The 23608-nt window shown below is 44.9% G+C and carries 20 protein-coding genes and 1 pseudogene; 4 read left to right on the top strand and 17 right to left on the bottom strand.

Annotation, left to right across the window (positions count from 1 at the left end):
• Window positions 1-929 (top strand): annotated as a pseudogene (locus tag ACI3E5_RS07860) (ISL3 family transposase); the annotation flags it as partial.
• 133 nt (window positions 930-1062) lie between these two features.
• On the opposite strand, the gene sufB reads toward ACI3E5_RS07860, so the two are convergent.
• The 13 genes from sufB to ACI3E5_RS07795 all read right to left on the bottom strand — a co-directional run bounded on the left by sufB (window position 1063) and on the right by ACI3E5_RS07795 (window position 14375).
• The gene (gene sufB / locus ACI3E5_RS07855) at window positions 1063-2454 is read right to left on the bottom strand and encodes a Fe-S cluster assembly protein SufB (protein ID WP_005232103.1); all 1392 of its coding nucleotides are present in this window, start codon (window positions 2452-2454) and stop codon (window positions 1063-1065) included.
• A gap of 29 nt (window positions 2455-2483) precedes the next feature.
• On the bottom strand, window positions 2484-2978 hold the full coding sequence (gene sufU / locus ACI3E5_RS07850; RefSeq protein WP_005232105.1) for a Fe-S cluster assembly sulfur transfer protein SufU: 495 nt from the start codon (window positions 2976-2978) through the stop codon (window positions 2484-2486).
• Complete coding sequence (locus ACI3E5_RS07845) at window positions 2956-4200, bottom strand: cysteine desulfurase (RefSeq protein WP_074934372.1); 1245 nt, start codon at window positions 4198-4200, stop codon at window positions 2956-2958. The genes sufU and ACI3E5_RS07845 overlap by 23 nt, the downstream gene beginning before the upstream one ends.
• Entirely contained in the window at window positions 4197-5537 is a 1341-nt protein-coding gene (sufD, locus tag ACI3E5_RS07840) for a Fe-S cluster assembly protein SufD (protein ID WP_015508910.1), read from the bottom strand. Before sufD ends, ACI3E5_RS07845 begins: the two co-directional genes overlap by 4 nt.
• A gap of 13 nt (window positions 5538-5550) precedes the next feature.
• Window positions 5551-6324, bottom strand: coding sequence for a Fe-S cluster assembly ATPase SufC (sufC, locus tag ACI3E5_RS07835; protein ID WP_005232112.1), 774 nt, complete (start codon window positions 6322-6324; stop codon window positions 5551-5553).
• Between the two features lie 226 nt (window positions 6325-6550).
• Complete coding sequence (locus ACI3E5_RS07830) at window positions 6551-7093, bottom strand: GNAT family N-acetyltransferase (RefSeq protein ID WP_010748768.1); 543 nt, start codon at window positions 7091-7093, stop codon at window positions 6551-6553.
• A 60-nt stretch (window positions 7094-7153) separates the two neighbouring features.
• On the bottom strand, window positions 7154-7810 hold the full coding sequence (locus ACI3E5_RS07825; protein ID WP_074934374.1) for a YesL family protein: 657 nt from the start codon (window positions 7808-7810) through the stop codon (window positions 7154-7156).
• An 11-nt stretch (window positions 7811-7821) separates the two neighbouring features.
• Window positions 7822-8694, bottom strand: a complete 873-nt coding sequence (locus ACI3E5_RS07820) for a carbohydrate ABC transporter permease (RefSeq protein WP_010748766.1) — start codon at window positions 8692-8694, stop codon at window positions 7822-7824.
• A gap of 13 nt (window positions 8695-8707) precedes the next feature.
• Window positions 8708-9610: a carbohydrate ABC transporter permease gene (locus ACI3E5_RS07815; RefSeq protein ID WP_005232126.1), complete on the bottom strand. Its 903-nt coding sequence runs from the start codon at window positions 9608-9610 to the stop codon at window positions 8708-8710.
• An 86-nt stretch (window positions 9611-9696) separates the two neighbouring features.
• Window positions 9697-10968, bottom strand: a complete 1272-nt coding sequence (locus tag ACI3E5_RS07810) for an ABC transporter substrate-binding protein (protein WP_074934375.1) — start codon at window positions 10966-10968, stop codon at window positions 9697-9699.
• Window positions 10969-11013: 45 nt separating this feature from the next.
• Window positions 11014-12165 (bottom strand): glycoside hydrolase family 88 protein, encoded by a 1152-nt coding sequence (locus ACI3E5_RS07805; RefSeq protein ID WP_016609652.1) that lies wholly within the window; start codon window positions 12163-12165, stop codon window positions 11014-11016.
• Window positions 12149-13990 (bottom strand): DUF2264 domain-containing protein, encoded by a 1842-nt coding sequence (locus ACI3E5_RS07800; protein ID WP_498821217.1) that lies wholly within the window; start codon window positions 13988-13990, stop codon window positions 12149-12151. The genes ACI3E5_RS07805 and ACI3E5_RS07800 overlap by 17 nt, the downstream gene beginning before the upstream one ends.
• Window positions 13953-14375: a hypothetical protein gene (locus ACI3E5_RS07795; RefSeq protein WP_074535302.1), complete on the bottom strand. Its 423-nt coding sequence runs from the start codon at window positions 14373-14375 to the stop codon at window positions 13953-13955. Before ACI3E5_RS07795 ends, ACI3E5_RS07800 begins: the two co-directional genes overlap by 38 nt.
• A gap of 177 nt (window positions 14376-14552) precedes the next feature.
• Here ACI3E5_RS07795 and ACI3E5_RS07790 point away from each other — a divergent pair, with 177 nt between their 5' ends.
• Window positions 14553-15596, top strand: a complete 1044-nt coding sequence (locus tag ACI3E5_RS07790) for a LacI family DNA-binding transcriptional regulator (RefSeq protein WP_005232137.1) — start codon at window positions 14553-14555, stop codon at window positions 15594-15596.
• A 59-nt stretch (window positions 15597-15655) separates the two neighbouring features.
• Here the strand turns inward: ACI3E5_RS07790 and ACI3E5_RS07785 are convergent, their stop codons facing one another.
• The gene (locus ACI3E5_RS07785) at window positions 15656-17323 is read right to left on the bottom strand and encodes a heparinase II/III family protein (protein ID WP_074934377.1); all 1668 of its coding nucleotides are present in this window, start codon (window positions 17321-17323) and stop codon (window positions 15656-15658) included.
• Window positions 17320-18168 carry a hypothetical protein gene (locus ACI3E5_RS07780; RefSeq protein ID WP_074934378.1) on the bottom strand — a complete coding sequence of 283 codons (849 nt, stop codon included), beginning with the start codon at window positions 18166-18168 and terminating at the stop codon, window positions 17320-17322. Before ACI3E5_RS07780 ends, ACI3E5_RS07785 begins: the two co-directional genes overlap by 4 nt.
• A 168-nt stretch (window positions 18169-18336) precedes the next feature.
• Here ACI3E5_RS07780 and ACI3E5_RS07775 point away from each other — a divergent pair, with 168 nt between their 5' ends.
• Window positions 18337-20172, top strand: a complete 1836-nt coding sequence (locus tag ACI3E5_RS07775) for a DUF2264 domain-containing protein (protein ID WP_074934379.1) — start codon at window positions 18337-18339, stop codon at window positions 20170-20172.
• A gap of 244 nt (window positions 20173-20416) precedes the next feature.
• On the opposite strand, the gene ACI3E5_RS07770 is transcribed toward ACI3E5_RS07775, so the two are convergent.
• Complete coding sequence (locus ACI3E5_RS07770) at window positions 20417-20902, bottom strand: hypothetical protein (RefSeq protein ID WP_074934380.1); 486 nt, start codon at window positions 20900-20902, stop codon at window positions 20417-20419.
• A 91-nt stretch (window positions 20903-20993) separates the two neighbouring features.
• Window positions 20994-21761 carry an AraC family transcriptional regulator gene (locus tag ACI3E5_RS07765; protein WP_015508907.1) on the bottom strand — a complete coding sequence of 256 codons (768 nt, stop codon included), beginning with the start codon at window positions 21759-21761 and terminating at the stop codon, window positions 20994-20996.
• Window positions 21762-21862: 101 nt separating this feature from the next.
• Here ACI3E5_RS07765 and arfA point away from each other — a divergent pair, with 101 nt between their 5' ends.
• Entirely contained in the window at window positions 21863-23395 is a 1533-nt protein-coding gene (arfA, locus tag ACI3E5_RS07760) for an arabinosylfuranosidase ArfA (RefSeq protein WP_074934381.1), read from the top strand.
• Window positions 23396-23608 lie beyond the last annotated feature (213 nt).

Genomic DNA, 23608 nt, shown 5'->3' with positions numbered 1-23608 from the left:
TTACTGACTGAAAAAGTATCTTTATCTTTTATTGCGAAAAGCTGTCAGGTATCTTTGACCACCGTTATTCGTACATTGAAAGAGTTTAAAAGCTATTTACCAAAGCAATCTAAGAAGATTCTCCCCAGAGTATTGATGGTTGATGAATTTCGCTCGCATGCTTCCATAGAAGATAAAATGAGCTTTATTTGCGCAGATGGCGAAACAGGAAAATTATTAGATGTTTTGCCTATGCGTAAATTACCTCGATTAACAAGCTATTTCTTAGGTTGTACCAATCCAGAAGAAGTAGAATTCTTGGTGACAGACATGAACGCTGCCTACTTCCAGCTCACCAAACGTGTTCTGCCAAATGCGAAAGTAGTGATTGATCGTTTTCATATTGTCAAACACATGAATCAAGCGTTCAATGAGTTGCGTATCCGTGAAATGAATGAACTTCGTAAAGCAGGACAGAAAAGCCAAGCAGAAAAACTGAAAAAGAACTGGCGCTTTTTGCTAAAAAATCGTGCAAACATCAACCATTATGAATACAAAACATGGAAAAGTTTCCGAGCACCAAAATACCCATTTCTTACTGAAGCAATGATGATTGATCGATTGCTTGAGTTTTCTACGCCCCTAAAGGAGGCGTATCCCATTTTTCATGAATTAGTTGAAGCCTTTCGAGACAAAGACCCTGACTTATTTTTCTCCTTATTGGCAGAACTTCCAGAAACGTTAGATGGTGGCTTTCGGGAGAAGCTTCAAAACCTTCTGACCTATGAAGAAGGCATTACCAACGCAATAATCTAACCTTATTCCAATGGAAAATAGAAGCGAAGAATACCCACATAAAGACAATGAAACGAGTATCCTACGGATTTAAATCATTCGAGAACATGAGAATTAGAATCTTTTTGATCAATCAATTAATCAATGTAAGATAACAAAAAATCTGAGCCAGAATGTGGTTCATTCTGACCCAGATTTGATTTTGCACAACTCATCAGTCCTTATTGACAAAGAGCAAAAAAAGCCAGAAACGCCTTCAAATAGGCATTTCTAGCTTATGCAATTCAATTACCCCACAGAACCTTCCATCTCATAACTAATCAACCGGTTCAATTCGACTGCGTATTCCATCGGTAATTCTTTGGTGAATGGTTCGACGAATCCCATGACGATCATTTCGGTTGCTTCGCTTTCGGAAAGACCGCGACTCATTAGGTAGTACAGTTGTTCTTCTGAGATTTTGGAGACTTTGGCTTCGTGTTCTAGGGACACTTGGCTGTTGTGGATCTCATTGAATGGGATGGTATCGGATTTCGATAGGTCATCCATGATGATGGTGTCACACTCGATATGGGAGATAGAGCCTGCGCTCTTCTTGCCGAAGGTGACTTGTCCACGGTAGTTTACTGCACCGCCGTCTTTAGAAATTGATTTTGAGACGATGGAGCTGGAGGTATTTGGTGCGTTATGGATCATTTTTGCACCAGTATCTTGGATTTGGTTGGCACCTGCAAAGGCAATGGAAAGCATCGTGCCCCGTGCGCCTTTGCCATCAAGATACACACTTGGGTATTTCATGGTTGTTTTGGCACCTAGGTTGCCATCGATCCATTCAACGGTAGCACCTTCTAAGGCTTTGGCCCGTTTGGTTACTAGGTTGTAGACGTTGTCTGACCAGTTTTGAATGGTGGTGTAGCGGCAGTAAGCGTCTTTTAGGGTAAAAATTTCAACGATGGCTGCGTGCAAACTATTGCTTGAATAGGTTGGGGCGGTACAGCCTTCGACGTAATGGACGCTGGCGCCTTCGTCAACGATGATCAATGTGCGTTCGAACTGACCGGTATTTTCGGCATTGATTCGGAAATAGGTTTGTAATGGCACATCGACACGAACGCCTTTTGGTACATAGATAAAGGTACCACCTGACCAAACGGCTGAGTTTAAAGCAGCAAGCTTGTTATCGGTTGGTGGGACTAATTTTGAGAAGTATTGTTTGAACAGCTCAGGGTATTCCTTCAAGGCTGAATCGGTATCGGTAAAAACGATGCCAAGTTTTTCAAACTCTTCTTTCATGTTGTGGTAAACGACTTCTGATTCGTATTGGGCAGAAGCGCCAGCCAGGTATGCCCGCTCGGCTTCTGGAATACCAATGCGCTCAAAGGTCTCTTTGATTTTTTCTGGTACGTCATCCCAATCACGGGCAGGACGATCACTTGGTTTTTGGTAATATTTGATGGCATCAAAATCGATGTCAGACAGGTCTGGGCCCCAGTTTTGCATGGGCATCTTGTTGAAGGCTTCAAGAGACTTCAAGCGGAACTCAAGCATCCATTCTGGCTCTTGCTTGACCCGTGAGATTTCACGGACGATGTCTTCGGTCAATCCTTCGCCGGTACTAAAAACAGGCTGCACGTCATCGTGGAAGCCAAATTTATATTCTTCTAATTCGGGTACACCCATGGTTCTCACTCCTTTTGTAGTGCGGTTGTCTATTCGCTGGTTTCTTCAGTGTCAGATTCATTGGCGTGGCTGTGACTGACAGATGCTTGTGTACTGTCGGCAGCAATAGCTTTTTCTAATGCTTTCCAAGCTAAGGTCGCACACTTGATGCGTGCAGGAAACTTCGCCACACCTCCAAGCATGGAAGCATCGCCTAAGCGATCGCTTTGGGGAATGTCGTTTCCTTGGACGAGTTCAGAAAACAAGCCTGATAGCTCACCAGCTTCTGCTAGTGTCTTACCGATAATCGCATCCCCCATCATGGATGCACTGGCGGTACTGATGGAACAGCCTTCGCCAGTAAACGCGATGTCTTTGATGGTGTCTCCTTCGACAGCGAGCTCCAAGTGGATCACGTCGCCACAGGTAGGGTTATTCAATTCGACTTTGTACGTTGAATCATCCAAGGTGCCCCGATGATGTGGGTGGCTGGAATGATCCAGAATGACTTGTCGATACAAATTATCTAATTTCGTTAGTGCCATGTTGGAAAAACTCCTTCGTCAGCTTGATGGCGTCAACCAGTCGATCGGCGTCCTCTCTTGTATTATACAGGTAAAAGCTGGCCCGTGCAGTCGCTGGGACTTGCAAATAGGTCAAGAGGGGTTGGGCACAATGATGACCTGCCCGTACGGCGATGCCTTCCATGTCTAAAGCGGTGGCAACATCATGAGGATGGATGCCTGCTAGATTAAAGGCGATCACTCCCGTGCGTTTTGCTGCTTCTTGGGGGCCATAGATGGTCAAGCCTTCAATGGCTTGCAGTTTTGGCAAAACGTAAGCAGCTAAGTCTGCTTCATGGGCGTGGATATTTTCTAAGCCGATTTCTGTTAAGTAATCCACCGATGCACCTAAACCGATCGCACCGGCAATATTTGGTGTACCAGCTTCAAATTTCCACGGCAGTTCTTTCCACGTGCTTTCTTGCAGATGGACAAAATCGATCATTTCCCCACCAAATTCGACGGGCTCCATCTGATCCAGCCATTGCCGCTTGCCGTACAAGACACCGATGCCAGTTGGTCCGCACATTTTATGGCCAGAAAAGGCATAGAAATCACAATCCAGTGCTTGGACATCAACTGTCATATGTGGAACAGCCTGAGCACCATCCACCACCATGACGGCTTGGTGCTGATGCGCCAATTTGGTTAGCTCCGCAATCGGATTGATCACGCCTAAAACATTGGAAACATGAGCGATCGAAACGATAGCGGTTTTTTCAGTGATCTGTTTCTTGGCATCTTCCATGTCCAAGGTGCCTTCTGGCGTCAGCTGGATATATTTCAAGGTAGCTTTTTTTCGGGCTGCTAATTGTTGCCAAGGGATGATATTGGAATGATGTTCCATATAGGAAATCACGATTTCATCGCCTTCATTGACAAAACGGTCGCCGTAGCTGCGGGAGACCCAATTTAAACCAGTGGTCGTCCCTCGAGTAAACAGCACTTCCGCCGTTTCATTCGCATGGATAAAGCTGCGCACTTTTTCCCGTGCGCCTTCATAGGAATGGGTCGCCCGTTCTGCGAGGGTATGGACCCCACGATGAACGTTGGCATTGTCTTGATGGTAATAATCGGTGATCGCCTGCAGCACCGCCTCTGGCTTTTGCGTAGTGGCAGCATTGTCGAGGTAGACCAATGGTTCGTCATTTACGAGCTGATCCAAGATGGGAAACGCTTGTTTCACTTTTTGGGCATCGATCATGCGAGTAACTTCCCTTCGATAACGGCAACCAATTCTTGTTGCACTTCTTTGACTGGGATCGCGGTCAAGACGGAGCCCAAGAAGCCACGAATCACCAAACGTTCCGCTTCTGCTTTGCGCAGCCCACGACTCATCAAGTAGTACATTTCTTCTGGATCGACCCGTCCCACACTGGCTGCGTGTCCGGCGGTTACTTCGTGCTCATCGATCAAAAGGATTGGGTTGGCATCGCCACGAGCCTGGTCTGAAAGCATTAGGACACGGCTTTCTTGTTGCGCGTCCGCTCCTTTGGCTCCTTTTAAAATGTGTCCGATACCGTTAAAGGTTAAGACGCCGCGTTCTCTGATAACGCCGTGTTGCAGGATATGGCCAATGGAATGCGGTGCTTTATTGGTGACGCGAGTGTCGATTCCTTGTGTTTGACGCCCAGCACTGATTGCGACCGCTTTGACTTCCGAATGCGCGCCTTCGCCTACAAGATCAGAATCAAAGTCCGCCACGACGTCGCCGTCATTCATGACTCCAATTGCCCAATCTACCATCGCATCTCGCAACACGTAGCCGCGACGATTCATGTACGTAGTGATGTTGACACCTAACTGATCAATCGCAGAGAATTTGACCTTCGCACCTGCTTTGGCGATCACTTCCACTACGATATTGCCAGACAGTTTTTTCGCTTGGTCGCCTTTGGTTTGGAAACGTTCCAAGTAGCTGAACTCACTGTGCTCATCAGCAACGATCAAAATGTGTTTGAAGAAATGCGCTTGACTATTGCCATTGTGATAGAAAATCGCTTCAAGGGGTTCTTCGATCACCACGTTTTTTGGTACATACAAGAACATGCCGCTATTCATAAACGCCGCATGTGCTGCGGTCATTTTGTCTTCATCCATTGGTACTGCTTTGGTCATGTAGTATTGATTGACCAACTCTGGTACTTCTTTCATTGCTGTAAACAAGTCGGTGAAGATCACGCCTTTGTCAATCAGCTCTTGCGGTAATTGCTCAAAGATGGTGGTGTCATCAAACTGAACGAGAGTCGGATGGTTATCCATCGCGTCAAAGGCGGGAACCAAGCCAGCACCTGTCTCCTTAGATTCACTTGCAGGTAAGGTTGGATCGATGAAGCCTGCAAATTCTTTTTCACCAGCAAGTGCTTGTTCGTCGATATTGAACAATGGCCAACGCTCGTAACGCACCCGCTCGATTTTTGGAAACGCAAGTTCATCCACTTTCGCAAGGGCTGCTTGGCGTAATTCCAACATCCATTCAGGCTCTTCTTTTAACGCTGAAAAAACGTTGACTTGTTCAAGATAATCCTGTAATTTTGCCATTTACCTTGCCTCCTTACGCTTCTTCTTCTTTGTAGTCGATCCCTAACTCTTTACTGATCCCAGCATAGCCTTCTGCTTCTAGGCGTTTGGCTAAATCTGCCGAACCGGTCATCACGACACGGCCTTCCATCATGATATGAACCACGTCTGGTGTGATGTAGTTTAACAGACGTTGGTAATGGGTGATGATCAAAGCGCCAAAGCCTTCGCCGCGCATTTCATTGACGCCTTTTGCTACGACTTTCAAGGCATCAATATCTAGACCAGAGTCGATCTCATCCAAAATCGCAAAGGTTGGATCTAGCATCAACAATTGTAAGATTTCATTTCGTTTCTTTTCTCCACCAGAGAAGCCTTCATTCAAATAGCGTTCCGCCATTTCTTCTGGCATATTCAATAAATCCATTTTTTCATCTAATTTTTTCAAGAAATCCATGACAGAGATTTTGTCGTCTTCGTCACGTTTGGCATTGATCGCTGCCCGCATGAATTCCGCATTGGTGATGCCTGGAATTTCACTTGGGTATTGCATCGCCAAGAACAGACCTAAACGAGCTCGCTCATCCACTTCCATTTCCAAGACGTTTTCGCCGTCGAACAAAATTTCCCCTTCTGTCACTTCATAATTCGGGTTACCCATGATGGCAGCGGACAAGGTTGATTTCCCTGTACCGTTTGGTCCCATGATGGCATGGATCTCTCCAGTTTTTAACACTAAGTCAACGCCTTTTAAGATCTTTTTATCTTCGATTTGGACGTGTAGATTTTTGATTTCTAAAACTGACATTTCTTTCCCTCCAGTATCTTTTCTTTCTCACTATTTTAGACTAATTGAGAATGAACTTCAAACGCTATTCCCGACTTTTTTAAAATATTTCTAATCTGTACATTGGAATTATTATAAAGTATTACATAGAGATAGTACATGGTTATTGTCTGTAATGCTAGAAATTTTTTTGATTTGTTGTAAAAAAGAAAAAGGAATACGACATTGGCTGCCGCATCCCCTACCTTCACTTCTGCTGTGCCCATTCTTCTCGCAAGATGCCATACTTGATGGAATCATAATAGGTGCCTTCCCAGAAACGGACTTTGCGGATCTGGGCTTCTTTGGTCATCCCTAGCTTTTCTCCTAGTTTCATCATGCGGTGATTGCCCGACCACGTGGTATAACCGACACGCTGGATATGAGGCTGTGATTCAAACAACTCATTGATCCACTGACGAATTGCTTGGCTGCCAATGCCTTGATTCCAAAGGGAAGCATCATAGATGGCTATCCCGAATTCCAACCACTGCTGCAAGGTATTGTCTTCCCAATAAGCGGTCGCGATCCCTACGATTCTTCCTTGATAGCTGATCGCTTTACGTAACGGGTTGTCGATACAGCTAGCGCCAAACCCCGTTCGAAATTCTTCCCACGTCAACACGGGGTCTTGGAAATACGGTCCGTCCCATTTTTTCCATTCTAAATCTGCCTTAGGCCCATAGCTGATCGACCAAAGTTCAGCAATCATTTCTTCCGTAATCGGTTGAAGTGTGACTGTTTCTGCCATCTTCAAGCCCCCCTTTCTCCTAAAAAAAGTCGTCTCCTTTATTCGTAGACGACTTTCTTTCTATTTTATCTGAAATTTCCGTAAGTTTAAATAAAGGAGTCCGAAAAAAAGGACTGGAAAAAGAGTAAAGCCAAATTGCGGCTTCAAAATCAAGGCGACAAAAACGGCAACAAACAAAAAGGTTGCTAACAAACTAACAGGCCATTTTTTCAAAGTGAAAAAAAGTGCGGTACGCAGGACATCTTTCTTAGCGGCTTTTGGATTACGCACTTGGAAGTACCACGCGTTGATACTAAGAGCTATGGAAAGCATCCCTAACAAAAGAAAGAAAGGAACGAGCCATTTGCCACTTTCAAATTGAACCGCAAACAGAATATCCACGATCGCAATGACACTTCCCAGCCAGCCGATGAGCCAATAGAGAAACCCGCGCACGGCAAAGGTTCGTAAAAAGTAGCAGAAATCTTTTACTGGATCGATGTCTTTGTGTTCTGCAAAGCGATCGATCGCAGCCAGGAGGCTGATCATGCTTGGCCCAATCAGCAAGAGTGCAAATGCAAACCAAAGGAGGTTTCTAGGATCGACTGCCAAGAACATTGCCGTGAGGGTGTAGGGTGTATTGACGACCCAAAAACTGATATTCAGAGCAAAGCCAATATATAGCCAGCGGAAGATCCGCATGTAAAGATTGTTTTCAAAGGTAGGTTTGGTAAACATGATTGATCACCTCAATTTTTCATTCCCGAAGTAGCGATTCCTTCTACGAAGTATTTTTGCATTGCTAAAAAGACGATCGCCACTGGCAAAATGGAGACCACAGATGCTGCCATGATCAGGGCGTACTCGGCATCATATAAGCCGACAAACATTTTCAACCCTAACTGAATGGTTTTGTTTTCGGTTGAGGAGAGGTAGATAAATGGTCCCATATAATCGTTCCATGTATTGACGAAGGTGATGATGGTCAGACTCGCTAAAGCGGGCTTCGTCAGTGGTAGAATGATTTTTCGATAGATCCCCCACTCACTCAAGCCGTCGATCCGCGCACTTTCACACAATGAATCAGGAATACTACTATAGTATTGTTTCAACAAAAAGACGCCAAAGGCACTGAAGGCTTGTAAGAGGACCAAAGACCAAAGCGTGTCTGTCAGCCCAAACTGGCGCATCATGATGAACTGAGGAATCATATAGGATTGCCAAGGAATCGCAATCGTACCGATGTATGTCAGAAACAACAGGTCGCGTCCTTTGAAATGCATCTTTGAAAACCCATAGGCCGCAAAGCTAGAGGTAAACAATTGGATCAAGGTAATGATAATGCTCAAAAATGCTGTGTTCTTGAAAAAAGTTAGCAAAGGAATGCGATCCCAGATCACCGTATAGTTTTCTGGGTGCCAACTTTTTGGAATCCATTGGATCGGTACGCTAAAAACATCGTTATTGGTCTTAAAAGAAGCAGAGATCATCCAGAGAAACGGGATCAGTGTCACTAACGCGAGAAATGTTAATAAAAGAATCAAGGAGACACTGCCGACCGACAGCTTGGCTTTTTGTTTTGGTTTGGCTTGAACATTCTTTTTACTCAGTGTATTTTCCATCTGTACTCCCTCCTTACACCCGTTCTTGTCTTTGGTTCCACTTAAACTGGATCACCGTGATGCCCAAAACGATCACAAACAAGACCATGGCGATCGCAGATGCGTAACCAAAATTAAATTTCACAAACGCTTCGTTGTAAATTTGATACACCAAGACATTGGTGGCTCGACCGGGTCCGCCGGCAGTCATGACTTGGACCAAATCGAAGATCTTGAAACAGTTGATGACCAGCATGATCGAAACAAAGAAGGTCGTTGGTCGCAAGGACGGCAAAGTCACGTTGCGAAACTGCTGCCACTTGTTGGCGCCATCGATCGAAGCCGCTTCATACAATTCCTTTGGCACACTTTGTAACCCTGCCAAGTATAAGATCATGTAATACCCCATGCCACGCCAGACGCTGACTATGATGATCGCCGTCAAAGCCCAATCAGAGCTGGAGGTCCAACCAGGAGGATTTTCAATAAAAAATTTCAAAAACTGATTGATTGGTCCCATCGTTGGGTGAAACAACATGTTCCACACGACAGCGATCGCAACTAACGAGGTGACATAAGGAAAGAAGAAGGCCGTACGGAAAAACTTCATTCCACGTACTTTTTTATTCAATAAAATCGCTAAGCCTAAGGAACATACTAACGTCAATGGAACGACGCCAATCGTATAGAGAAAGGTGTTCTTTAACGAGATCCAAAAGGTGTCGTCCCCTAGCATTTTGCTGAAATTTTTCATTCCCACAAATTCAGGCGAACTAAAGGAATCCCATTCCATGAAAGCCAGAATCAATGAGAACACAACTGGCACTAAGGTAAATAAGAAAAAGCCGATAAAGTTCGGTGCAATAAAAGACAGCGCGGTTAGCGTATTTTTGCGTTTCAACTTATTGGCTGCTTTTGATTTTGAGGTTATTTCCATATTTGTCTCCTGCTGCTTGCCAGCAGGCCCCCTTTCATTAATAAAGAGAAGGAACTTTTTTGCCCAAGTCCCTTCTCTCGTTAGGACTATTCGGTTTCAGATTTCACCCTTTTTTCCATATTCGCAATGCCTGCTTTTGGTGTTTCATCCCCTACAAGAATCAAGTCATGTTCTTCTTGCAAGATTTTGTCGATCGCTGGTCCATTTTCATCGACAGGAAACTCGATCGCGACGGTTTCTGGATTGAAGGCTTTTTTCGATACTTCATCGGCGGGCATGCCTTCACGGGAGAAGTAAAGTTCATCAATGGCGTCAGTCTTATACGAAGGAACGACACCGACTTCTGCTAATACTTTGGCGCCTTCTTCACCAGAACAAAAGTCTAAGAACTTTTGCGCAGCTTCTTGATGTTTTGAATTTTTATTGATGGCAAAAGCAGTCGGAGAACCAAATGTCGTTACTTCCCCTTTTTCATTTTGCGGCATTTCCGCAATACCCCACTCGACATCTGTCTTGCCATCGTCGATATTGGTCATCAATGCACCCATATACCAAGTTCCCATGTACATCATGGCTGCTTTTTCATTTTCAAATTGTGATTGATACGTAACTTTCGTTGATTTTGCCGTCCCAAAGTCCATTTGCGCCTTTTCGTCTTGCATCCGCAATGCACGATCATAATATTCTTCTAAATAGTCGTATTGAGGATCGATCAAGTTGGCGCCATTTTGGGCAGCTGCAATCGCTTGGGTAGTGGAACGCCACGTGTGTTGATACGCACCATAAATTTGTTCGTCTGGTTTTGTTAGCTGCTTGGCAAGCTCCTCATATTCGTCCCAGGTGATGTTTGATGGGTAGTCTAAGCCTGCTTCATCGAACATTTTTTTGTTATAATACAAGACCCAAAAATCCGTCCGATACGGTTGTGCATAGGTTTTGCCTTCTACGTCATACATGTCATAGCTTTCTTGCGCTGGGGCAATATCCAATGATCCGATATGGTCGGTGAGATCCACCAATTGGTCCCGCAACGCATAATTAGAGTAAGAAAGTAAATTTTTCATGGTCAAAATATCTGTCGTATCTCCTGAAGAGAGCATCGTCGTCAGCTTGGTATCATAATCATCTGAAGCAATATCGACAGGTTCAACGGTAATGCCTGGATTCGCTTCTTCAAAGGCACGGAATAGTTTTTCGAATTCAGGTGTCGTATCGTAATTCCAAGTGGTTACGGTCAATTTGATGTCGCCATCTTCAGAAGCAGCGGAATCATCTGTCGCTCCGCCTCCACACGCTGCCAAGGCTGCGATTGTCCCAAACATCGTTGCTGCTAATAAACCTTTTTTCAAAAAGTGCATGTTCATTCCTCCATTAAACATTTTTTTAAAGGGTCGCCCCTAAAACTACCAATAGGAATACCAACTTTGTGACACCCGCATCAGCGCTTCCATGTAATAGTAATCGCCCCAGATCATGCATTCATCGACCCCTTTGAGGGAATTCTTGTCATAAACCCCATGCATCAAAAGTCCGTTTGATTCGGGATGGTCGATCGTTGTATAGTTTTGGGCTAACGACGCCAAGATCGCCAAGGCGTTTTCCTGATAGGCGGCTTGGTTTGGCTGCGTGATCGGTAAATGTTTCGCCAGTTCTAGCAAGCCACAGACTGCGATGGCGGCGGCCGAACTATCCCTTTCTTCCTGACTACCATCGTTAAACACTAAATCCCAATAACTGACCTTGTCCGCCGGTAATTCAGCAATAAAGTAATCCGCAAGGTCTTGAGCAGTCTTCAAGAAACTGGTATCACCGGTGTAAAGGTAACTCAGCGTAAATCCGTAGATTCCCCACGCTTGCCCTCTCGCCCAGCAGGAATCATCGGCATAGCCTTGTTGGGTATTGCCGCCGATCGCCGCTCCAGTTTCAACGTCGAAGTAATAGGTGTGGTACGTCGTGGCGTTGTCTCGCACGATGTATTTCTGGGTCTGCTTGGCATGAGCATAGGCTGCTTGTTTGTAGGATTCATCCCCCGTCATTTGGGAAGCAAAATACAATAGCGGCAAATTCATCAAGCAATCAATAATGATGCGCCCCCGTTGTTGCGGATCATCGAGATTGCCCCACGCTTGAATGATTTGGGCTTTGGGTGAGTAACGGGCCATCAATAGATCGGCGGCGGCAATCGCGAGTTTTTTCGAAGATTCCCGTCCGTTCACTCGATAGTCGGCAATCGCAGTCAAACTATACAAAAACCCGATATCATGGGTTTCTAGTCCAATTCTTTGGTCCAATCGTTCTTGGAAAGAGTGCAGCTGTTTTTCGATGGTTTCATCAAATTCTGTTGATCCCGTCAGTTCTTTACTCAAAAACAACATGCCAGTCCAAAAACTCGCCGTCCAATCATGGTTGGCTTCTGGTCGATAGACAAGCTGTTCACTTGCTGCCGGTGGGACCAACGTGTCAAAGGTCTTAGTATTCTTTCTTACTTGATTAACGGTGAAGTCGATTTGCTCGGCTACCCATTGTGATAGCTGTACGTCATAGCTGGTTTCCATTTTTTCCTCCTATTCGCTCAACCTGGATCATATGTCCGGATTGATTGATCGTAATGTTGTTTGTTGTCACTTCGACGGTCACTGCTTGTTCTTGTTCTTGTGGAAGCAAGCCGGTGACGAGGGAAACGAACAGGTGCTTTCCCGCTTGTCGTTGAGCAGTTAGATACGGCAGCCACGTTGCAGGATACAAGAGGTTCGTATTTGGCTCCGTTCGTAGGACATCGCTCGTTTCATAGCCAGTGATCGCCTCGATTTTCGAATAGCCGATCGATGTTCGTACCGCAGCGCTGCGTGCGTTTTTTTCAGTGATGGCAGTAGGCTCTTTCGGTGATGAAAACCCACCTTCATAGAAAGAAAGGGCGCGCTGAGAATTGATCTCGTGAATGCGAAGGTGACTGCCTATCAGTGGAATGATCGTTGTTTTTATCTGCACGTCTTCCCACGGATCCCATTCATGAATGATCCGATCAGGTAAAAGCTGATACTGGCGATCCAATCCTTTGGTGCGAAAGTAATGGTCATCTTCTGACAAAGCCAACGTATTGTCATAATTTCCTTCATAAAACCAATAATTGCTTTTGGGCACGCTATTGCCAAACGTCGTTGAGTAGACAAATTTGCTATATTTGCTGCTGGCATGGCTTTGATAGTTGATACATTGTCCTGCAGGAAACATCAAGGCATGCGTCAAGTCTTGATTGTGTTGATAAAAGTTCTTACTGATTGGATGAGCCAGTGTTCTTTCAGTGATCGCTAATGGCGTCGGGGTGACTTGCCAATAGGGATGCTCCTTTGGTACCGCTAACAAAAGAAAGGTTTTTAACGCCCAATAAGGTGAACCTGGTGCATTGTAGCCTTCGGCAAAGATCAGATTCTGGTACGAATAGCCGACCGTCAGTATCCCTTCGGAAGTAAAAATGTCTTGCTGCATCCACTGATGCAGGTGACGACTGATCAACCCTTTGATCTCTCCCCATGGCAATGCTTCAACATCCGCAAAAACCAATGCGCTGAAGAAAGAAACTTGCGCAAAGCGATACGTCAAACTTCGACCAAAAGGAACGGCAGCTCCACCTGCTGCAAACCAATGTTTGAAGGTTTGAGCAAAATCGGTGGCTCGTTGTTTGAACTTCCTTCCCCTTTCAAGATCCTCAGGGACAAATCGACAGTACAGAAGACTATAGTAGTGGATCGCAAAAGATACATAGTAATCGATTTGAGTGGCTACTCCATCACAGTACCATCCTTCCCCTAAATAAAAGGTCTCGATCAATGCCAAGTCAGCATCGATCTTTTCTTGGGAAAAGCTGCGGCCACAACGCTTCATGGCTACATTGACGAGAACCCGAAAGAAATGCCAATTGTTTGCGGGAATTTCTCGTTGATTGACTTGGATCAGCCACGCATGGAGATCATCTTTTTGGTGTTGGGATAAAACATCCCACGTTTTTTCCTTGTTTAATAATAAAAAGGTACTTAGCGAAGCCATTTCCACGATTCGTTGGTCGAAGTCTTCCACAACACCCCAATAATCGGGACTCTCTGGATCTGTACCAGCAATAATTCCTGAGAGATAGGTTTCCATGAATGAATCTTCTTGCTGGGTTAGATAAGGCGCGAGTCCCCAAAGCGGTCGCAAGAACGCTTCAAGTTCCTGTACCTCTTTCTCATAGACAGTCCCATGGCTGCCTAAAGCCAAATGACCGGGACGACTGCTTGCAAAAGCGGGTTTGAGTTGATCCATGATCGTTTTGAAGCCGGCTGCTACATCTTCATAACTTTCAAATTTATTCTTTTTCAATTGCTGCAGCTTCTGTGATTGCATCCGCATCCTTCCTTTCAATCAATGTCGCTTTAATAAACCCATAATATTCTCCGTAGACCGTCACCACATCTTGCAGTTTCAGTTGTTGACTTTGCTCATTGAATACTTGGTACTGTCCAGCCGCTGTTTCTAGAATAAATCGATCCCCTTTCTCAATGTCTGCTGTTTTCGCATCACTCTTTACGATGGTGCCAGATAGCTTCACGAATTCATGCAACGGGACGACACCTTGCGAAAAATCTTCGTCAGAATAACAAAGCGCTCGTTCTTTTAATTGCTTTTCGCTGCTTTGAGAAAATGCTTGCGTCTGCGTTGCTTCATTTGGAGAACAAGCAGTCAACCCCATAAGTAGTCCCAGGATAAATAACGAATTAATCCACTTCATTCATGCCACCCTCATTTTTAAAACGCTTTCTTCATTTCAAATCATACTTTTTTTTAGGAAAATAATCAATAGTTTTTCCTAAAAAAAGTAAAATTTTTACTTGAGGGCAATTTCTCTCTTGGTTTTTTTACTAAAAAGAAATATACTGAAGAGGAGAAGCATTGGAGGAGGGATTCTATGGCTACGATTACCGACATAGCGACCATAGCTGAGGTATCAATATCAACCGTATCACGGGTTCTGAACTACGATCCTAGTCTTTCAGTGACCGAAGAAACCAAACGAAAGATTTTCGAGGCAGCTGAAAAACTAAATTATACGAAATACAAAAACAAGCAAAAGCAGCGTGAACTACCAGTGGATGTACCAAAAAAACACAACAAATCGATTGGGATCGTTCAGTGGCGGATGGATGATGAAGAATTGGAAGACATTTACTATATGTCGATTCGTTTGGGTGTGGAAAAACGAGCCGCCGAACTGGGTTGCGATCTGTTAAAAATCTCCAACCTTGATGAGTCAGTGATCCAGTCCGTCGACGGCTTACTGGCGATCGGCAAGTTTACAGAAGAGCGGGTCAAAAAACTCCATGAGCTACACCCCAACCTCTGTGTGATTGGCAGTAACTTTCCCCTGGATGACTACGATTCTGTCAATACCGATTTTACGCAAGCAACGGAGTTGGCTCTTTCTCACTTGATGGGACTTGGTCATCAAAAAATCGCCTTTATCGGCGCCGAGGAAAGTCAAAATATGTATGGGTATCGGCGGTACAAAACCCCAACGGTCAACACCTATGTCGATATGATGCAGCATTATCAGCTGTTTGATGAGGATTATTTCATCGTGAAAGAAAATAGTCGGTTGGATGTCCAAACGGGGGAAGAATTAACGGAGCAGGCTTTGGCTTTGTGGCAAGACCGCTTGCCGACTGCGATTTTGGCAGCCAATGATGCCTTTGCGATCGGGGTCATCCATACGTTAACGGCTCATGGAATCAAGATTCCTGAAGACATCAGTGTTATGGGCATCAACGATATTTCGGTGTCCCGCTATGTCTCTCCACCCCTTTCTTCAGTCCAAGCATTTACTGAAGAGATGGGTGAAACGGGGTTAGAGCTACTCTATAACCGCATCGAAAATCCTGGGATCGCCAGACGCATCTTTTTAAGTACACAGCTGGTGATTCGTCAATCTACCGCAAAACCAAAAGAAGGCTGAGAAGCTGCGGTGTCTTCTTGCATTGATCAATGTCATTGCAAGGAAGCACCGCATCCTTCTCACCCTTTTTTTATTTTAATGGTCGTTTTGATTTCCCCTGTCTGCTCAAGCGCGTATTCGGCTTGAATCAAATACGCTTGTGCCTGTACACCATGGTGATCTTGATAAGTGACTGGCTGTATTTGGATCTTATCACTGGTAAAACCAAGAACACAGCGTGCTTTTTTTGTCATTAGTTGAACGGTCTTATCTTGCACCATTGGTGGTATGTTCGTAATAAAGTTTTCCACCACCAGATTCTTTGGTTGGTGCTCGTCAAAGACAAAATGGTCTTCGATCGTTACTTGTTGCTGCGAGACAACGAAGCGCCGCTGGTATTCAGTGACCGCTGCTTTCGGATAGAACGCACTGAGGTCTAAGTCAAATTGCTGGTCATCGACCTGCAGCACCGTCGCTTCCTCGGCTGTTGCGCGTTGGGTATGCTGGTTGATGATCGGCAGCGAATGACTGATTGCGGCTGCGGGAAAGTAGTGATAGCGCATGTTCTCGTCAAAATACTCTTTGGTGTATTCCCCTGCACCAAGGTCCGTCAGAAACAACTCCTCCGTCGTTCCTAAAACAAAATGACCGACATCGAGATGATTGTGGCTTTCTTGATTGCTCCCCCCTTTGGCAGCAAAAAAGAGATCCTGCTGCACATCTTTTGCAATAAACCACTGTGCTTGTTCAAAATAGTGATGAAACGAGGCATTCGTTTCTCGTGTGATCGCTTCGTTATGCCAATACAAATTTCGATAGCTGTGGGCAAACCGGTAGCAAGGATCAAAACCTAACGGACTGACCCCCGATAATTGGGGAACCGCCACGCCCAAATGCTCGTAGCAATAACTGACCAAGCCGCTAGGCAGTTCGATCGCCGAATAATCAGAAAAAGGAATGTAATGCCCTGGAGAAATCATCGTGTAATAAGGAAAAGCGGCAATTTTTCTGGTTTTAGGCTGCTTTAGGTAGGTATCTTCTTGCAATACTTCTGCCAACAATTGTGCATAATACAGAAAATAACCAAACCCATACGCCCAGTAACCGACGCCTTCTACACAAGCACCATCTTCGCCAAAGCTGTTGAGATAGCTTTGCATTGCAGTATCCAATCGTTTGATCATCCGCAATTGTCGCTCGCTTTTTTTCGGCAATACATAGAGCGCCGTCATTCCAAGACAGCCACCAATAACTGCGGACCAATTGTTCTCTTTTGTCTCCCACTCCCAGGTTTGCTCCTCGAAGGGTAAAAAAAGCCGTTGATCGATCTCATACAACACTCGTTCTGTGATGACTGGTGAAAGGTCTCCCCCAACCAACATAAACAACTCTGCTAAGGATTGCCCAGTTTCAGCTGCAAAAAGATCGACTGTGTGGCGCGCTTGCGAAGAAAACTGGCCATCGACAATCGGCAGATGCGCTGGCAAACACCATGTATATTCATTGCAGATTTCCCAAATCACTTGCTCCAACAGCACTTTGATCGCTGCCTTACGCTCCATTTCATAAGCAAGTCCTAAAACCACCAACATCCGTCGGCGGGCAAAATAATGGGCTTCGAAGGCAACACGATTCCCCGATTCGAGATACTCTTGATAGCCTTGATAAGGCAAATAGGGAATTTCCCCAGTCTCAAGATAAGCCTGTGCCGCCTGTAAAATTTCTTCTTTTACATCTGCTGGATTCACGCGTTTTCCTCCTGAATGGAGCGTCCGAAGACTTCGATTTGGGTCAACGCTGGAAATGGTGAGGGATCGTCATTTTGGATCAGCTCATGCAATTTCACCCAAGTGACCGTTCGCGGCTGGAAAGAAAACCGTTGAGGTTGGCTGCTTTTGACCGTCTGCAAGATTTCTTGACTCCCGTCGGAAAACGCCAACGTGACTTGTTGCCAATAGCTATCATGGGGAAAATCCGCCCGTAACGTAAGCGCACATTGGTCGATGCGGACCTCATGACCAAAGTCGATCGTCAAAGCGGCATCTGCTTGTTGATTGATCCCCCATGAGCCATAGGGATAATTGCCATGAGACGTATTGGCAAAAATGCCATCAATAGCGTTACAAGCGAAAAACGTCGCATCATCTCTTGTTTCAACATTGGCATGGGCATGCGGATAGGCACCCAAGAATTCTTTTTGATCATGAGGGTTTAAGGCGACATTGCGGTAAGCCGCTAGTTCTTCTTTTGTTGCTACCCGCACACTCAAATAATGGCTTTTCCCAGCAAAACGGCCTTCTGGCGCGGCTTCTTTGGCATTTTCACTAAGATGTACGGGGTAGATCCACTCGTTGCCTTTGATGTACACCAAAGTAGTCGCCAGCGTTTCATCGAGTGTGACCCACACAAATTGTCCACTGCGTGAGAGCGAGACAACGATTTTATCTCCGTCCTCGTAACAATACGCTTGGGATGCCAACGTGACAAAGTCTTCCGCCGTCGCTTGAAGAAGGGTAGGTTCACTTTCAGGTGTTCGTTTGCCTTTTTTTACTTGATGCTTTTGGTCATAAATCGTTAAGGAAATCTGGGTCATTGCATGTAGCTCCTCTCGTATTTTCTCCATTATAGCGATGTCGACAAAAAAATGTAACTGTTTCCAGCGATTTTTTACTATTTTTTACTTTAAATCGAGAAATGTAACAGTTTCCATTTCTTTATTTTACTAAATAAAGTAAAATAACAAATAAAAGGAGCTGTTTGCATGAGAAACTTCCAAGAAGCATTAAGTAAGAACCCTCTTCGAACCAAAACTGATCTAGAAGAGGCCCTTGTTGATCTGGTCACTCCCGTATACGAATGTATGGCACAACAAGGAACTCCCGGGAGGGTCCACCTAGGAAATTCAGGAGCGGTGTACACTCAGGAAAAGAGTGACATCGAAGGCTTTTTACGGACACTCTGGGGATTAGGCCCATTGTTCAGCCAAGAAGAAGCGTGCCTTCGTTACCCAAAACTTTTTCAACAAGCCAATGCCGGGATCGTTGCAGGCACCACCCCGACCTCTCAGGAGTACTGGGGAAAACTGCATGACTACGACCAATTGTTTGTGGAAATGGGTGCCCTTGCTAGCTATTTGATTTTTACCAAACCCATCTTTTGGGATCTCCTCACACCAAGAGAGCAAACAAATCTCTTTGATTGGCTCAATCAGATCAATCAGCACACGATCCCTAAAACCAATTGGCTCTTCTTTCGGATTTTAGTTAATACCTTCTTTGAAATGGCAGCATTGCCTTTTGTAGAAACCACCCTTTTGGCTGATCAAGAAGAGATCGAGAGGTATTACTTAGCAGACGGCTGGTATTTTGATGGCTATGAAAACCAAATCGACTATTATATTCCTTTTGGGATGCAATACTACGGACTCCTTTACAGTGTTCTTACTTGTCGTTCCCAATGCCCGTATCAGTTTAGCTACCGTCAAAGAGCCGCTACGTTTGCGCAATCCTTTAAGCAGTGGTTCACGAAAACCGGTGCGGCATTGCCTTTTGGTCGTAGTCTAACGTATCGGTTTGCGCAATCAAGTTTCTTTGCTGTCGGTGCTTTCGCCGATATAGAATATGAAGGCTTCACAAAAAATGAAGGAAAATATTTACTGTTACAAAACATGCGTTACTGGTTTCGCCAACCAATCTTTACGCAAGAAGGCTTTTTAAGTATTGGCTATGCTTACCCCAACCTAAATATGGCTGAAGGCTATAACGCACCAGGATCGCCTTATTGGGCTTTCAAAAATTTCTGTGTATTGGCCATCCCAGCGGATGCTGAATTTTGGACGCTTGAGGAGCAGGTGCCAACCTTTGCCACACCGGTGCGCAATCCGCATAGTCGGATGCTTTTGGTGCATAACCAAGAAGGCACAGAATTGCAAGCTTTCACTGCGGGGCAACATTCCCACGAACATGCTCACGGCAATGCCAAATACGAAAAGTTTGTCTATTCGACAACGTTTGGGTTTAGCGTACCGAAAGCAACCGTTTTATTGAAACAAGGTGCCTATGATAATATATTGGCGATCTCAGAGGGGCAGACGGATTTTAAAACAGCTTTTGGTTACGAAGCCTTTGCGATTGAAGATGACTACGTCTATAGTCGCTGGCGCCCCTACGAGCAGGTCGTCATCGAAACCTTTGTGATTCCGATGTATCCTTGGCATCTGCGTTACCATCGGATTCAAACGGATCGAAGGTTGCAACTGGTCAATGGCAGCTTTGCAGCACCAGCTGATGGTGCTGCGCTTTCTAGCAAAGAAGGCACCTTTTATCAAAGCTCGGTTGGCTGTGTCGGTATCAAAAGCTTCCCGACGTATCAAGAAGGTACCCTCTTGATGCCAGAACCCAACACGAATCTACTTTATAGTCGAACAGTCATCCCTCAAATAAGCAAAACCGTTCTCGCCGGACAACAGGAATGGCTCGTTGCGTGTTTAGGCAATGCCTTTTCTGATCAGATTCCACCCTTTGATGTCACTATCACAGCGGACAAAGTAGCAATGAGCCAAGGAGATCAGAGAAAAACCATTCAGCTTAGCTACTAGCAAAAAATTACTGGCAAATGCTAGTAGAAAAGCTACCGAAAACACCTTTCTGATTTACGGGATTGAAGAATGTCCCCCCAGAAGTTCGATTTCAGTCTAAGGTTTCAGCGTCGGTACCTTCTGATCCCTCCGTCTCTATTGGCAAAAAGCAAAAAAATACTTGTACCACAAAACGGTGCTTCACGTATTGTGAAGTGCCGTTTTGTGGGTACAAGTGATTCATGTTTTGATCGACGATCAGTGCTTATTTCCCAAAAAGCTTTTGGAGAAATCCTTTTTTCTCAGGGACTTCCTTTGTTTCAGTCACCTGGAGCGGTCCAGTTTCCTTCACGACTTGCTGAAAGCCACGATTGTCTTGCAGCAACAGACCGTTTAGTTCCAGGATCCCAGACAGACTGCCAATCATCCGCCGCACTTCTCCCGCACTTTTGCCGAAAAAGCACTGGTCGTCATTTGCTTCGGCTTCTTCCAAAATAACCAGCAGCTGCTGGATGCTTTGATTTTGTTCACCTAAGACGTACGACAACTGGTCAACTTCCACTGTTGTAGTGGCCGCTGACGGTACTAAATCCGTTACGAGCTTTAAGCTATCTAAATAATCCTTTAAGTCAAAAATGAACGTTTGTGCCGCTTCATTGTTCATTAATTGGCTTTGACTCAATTTTCTTTGTAGCGCTTCCATTTCGCTTGAACGTTTAGAAAGTTCGCTTACGATCGTTTCTGTATCCATACGCCACCTCCTAATGACATTGTCCCGTTTTCTCTTTCATCCGTCAAGAATTCGTCGGACTTTTTTCTGCGTTTTTACCGATCAGACCTGCCTATTGCTCCTGTTGGTACTTTGTCGGTGCACAGCCATAGCGCTTCGCAAAGAGCCGATTAAAATGGTTGATGTTTTGGAACCCAGATTGAAACGCCGCCTCTCGAATCGTCAGTGTTTCGTTGCTGCGTAAATAAAAAAACTTTTGAAACCGAGCTTGCAATAAATCTTCTTTGGGCGTGGTATGAAAAAATTGTTGATAGAGCTTATAGAATTGGCTTTTACCGATGGAAAGCTCTCGGCTAAACTGGTAAAAATCCCATTGCTGTTCGCAATTGACTAACATTTTCAACCGCATCGCTTGAAACAGTTGATAGTGTTCGTTTTGTGGTTGCGGGATGCTTTCTTCAAAATTGCGTTCAAGTAAGACCAATAGGTTTGTCATATACGCCGCGATCAATTCTTCCGTGTGCCGTTGTGGCAACAAGGATTCATGATTGATCTTTTGGATCAATTTGTTGATTTGTTGAATATTTTTCGGCTGGAACAGTTGATTACAAGGGATCGCATAGGTTTCTTCGATCACCTGATCCGTTTGAAACTCAACAAAGCTATTAAAAAAATCTTCTTTGCCACGATAATCTTGATAGACGGTTGGAGGAAAAAGAATGCAGCTACCTTTTTCACTAGTTTCTTGATGACCATCTTCAAAAGTGAAAACCATTGGAGACAACGTCAACACGAAAAGATAATGCTTTAAGCCAGAGGGTCGATAAATATGATCGGAAACAGCATTGTGCATTTGAAATCCTGAATAGGTTACGTTCAACTTCTCACTCCTTCCTACTTGCCTTTAGTATAAAGAAAACGGACAAAACGTCAATAGAATAAGACAGAATGTAGTGTTTATTTTCATGGACTATCGCTACAATGAAAGAAAAGAAAGGGGTTGCAAAATTGAAGAAAACTACGATGTATTTAGACAAACACTTTATTTTGGCACCAGTCGACGAACGGATCTACGGCTCTTTTGTGGAGCACTTAGGGCGCTGTGTGTACGAAGGGATCTATCAACCAGAAAGTCCTTTTGCCGATGAGCAAGGCTTTCGTCAAGATGTCGCTGCCTTGATCAAGCAGTTGAATGTGCCGATCGTCCGTTACCCAGGAGGCAATTTCGTCTCTGGGTATAAATGGGAAGATAGCGTCGGCCCTAAAGAGCAACGGCCAGCAAAAATCGATTTGGCCTGGCGGGTAATCGAAAGCAATCAGTTCGGCTTAAACGAATTTATGGATTGGACCAAACAAGTCAATACGGCACCGATGATGGCGATCAATCTTGGGACACGAGGAATCGAAGCAGCGAAAAACTTGATCGAATACACCAATTTAAAAGGCGGCAGCTATTATAGTGACCTCCGTCGTGCCCATGGGGTGGCCGATCCTCATGACATCAAACTTTGGTGTCTAGGCAATGAAATGGACGGTCCTTGGCAAGAAGGACATAAGACAGCCGATGAATATGGCCGTCTCGCAGAAGAAGCTGGCAAAGCGATGCGTTTGGTGGACCCAACGATCGAAACCGTCGCTTGTGGCAGTTCTTCTCTCACGATGCCGACCTTTGGCATGTGGGAAGATACAGTATTAAGTCATTGTTACGATCAAGTCGACTACATTTCCATGCACCAATATTATGGCAACCGTAACGGCGATAGCCAAGATTATCTAGCAAGCAATGTCGCAATGGATCAGTTCATCAGTCAAGTCGCAGCAATCTGTGATGCAGTGAAAGCCAAACGCCGAAGCAAGAAGACGATCAATATTTCCTTCGACGAATGGAACGTCTGGTATCACTCAAATGAACAGGATCAAAAAATTGAACCTTGGAGTCAACACCCACCACAATTAGAAGACGTCTATCACTTTGAAGATGCGTTACTCGTCGCAAGCATGATGATCACGATGCTTCATCACGCAGATCGCGTTAAAATCGCCTGCATGGCACAGCTGGTCAACGTGATCGCACCGATCATGACTTCCGATACTGCCGCTTGGAAACAAACGATTTTTTATCCCTATGAAATGATCAGCAACTATGGTCGCGGTCACGTGTTGCATAGCATCCTTCGAGGAGCTGATTTCGATAGCAGCCACGGAAAAGCTTCTTATGTGGATGCCATTGCGATCGAAAACGAAGATGACTATTTGACCTTTTTCTTAGTAAATAAGGATTTGCAGGCTGCCAATGAATTCACTTGCGACTTGCGTCAATATGATTCATTGCAAATCGCTACCCATCAAGTCTTGCACCACCCAGACTTGCATGCCGCCAATACCGAAGCAACCCCAAACAACGTTGTGCCCGTCAATGGAAAAACAGCGGAATTGAATGACGGCATTTTGCGTGTCGTCTTGGAAAAACAAAGCTTCCAGATGCTACGCTTGAAGAAAAACGTCAGCAAGTAACGAGTATATCTGTTTAAGCAAAAAAAAGCAGCAGCCTTGGTGACATCCTGAAAAAACGAGACTTTTACGGAGTGGAGAAATCCACTCCTTTTTTATGATCCCCCCTGTTCAATTGCTATTTTTCGCATTCTTAACTGATCTGGGCAAAAAGGCGGCAACTGCCAGCTTGTTTTTCAAAAAAAGAGACGACAAAAGAACACCCTGCGGCAGCTA

It is taken from the genome of Candidatus Enterococcus avicola (assembly GCF_047470845.1).
Lineage (GTDB): Bacteria > Bacillota > Bacilli > Lactobacillales > Enterococcaceae > Enterococcus_D > Enterococcus_D casseliflavus.
Note: the sequence above shows the minus strand (reverse complement) of the source record. Positions and strands in the feature narration are given on the sequence as shown.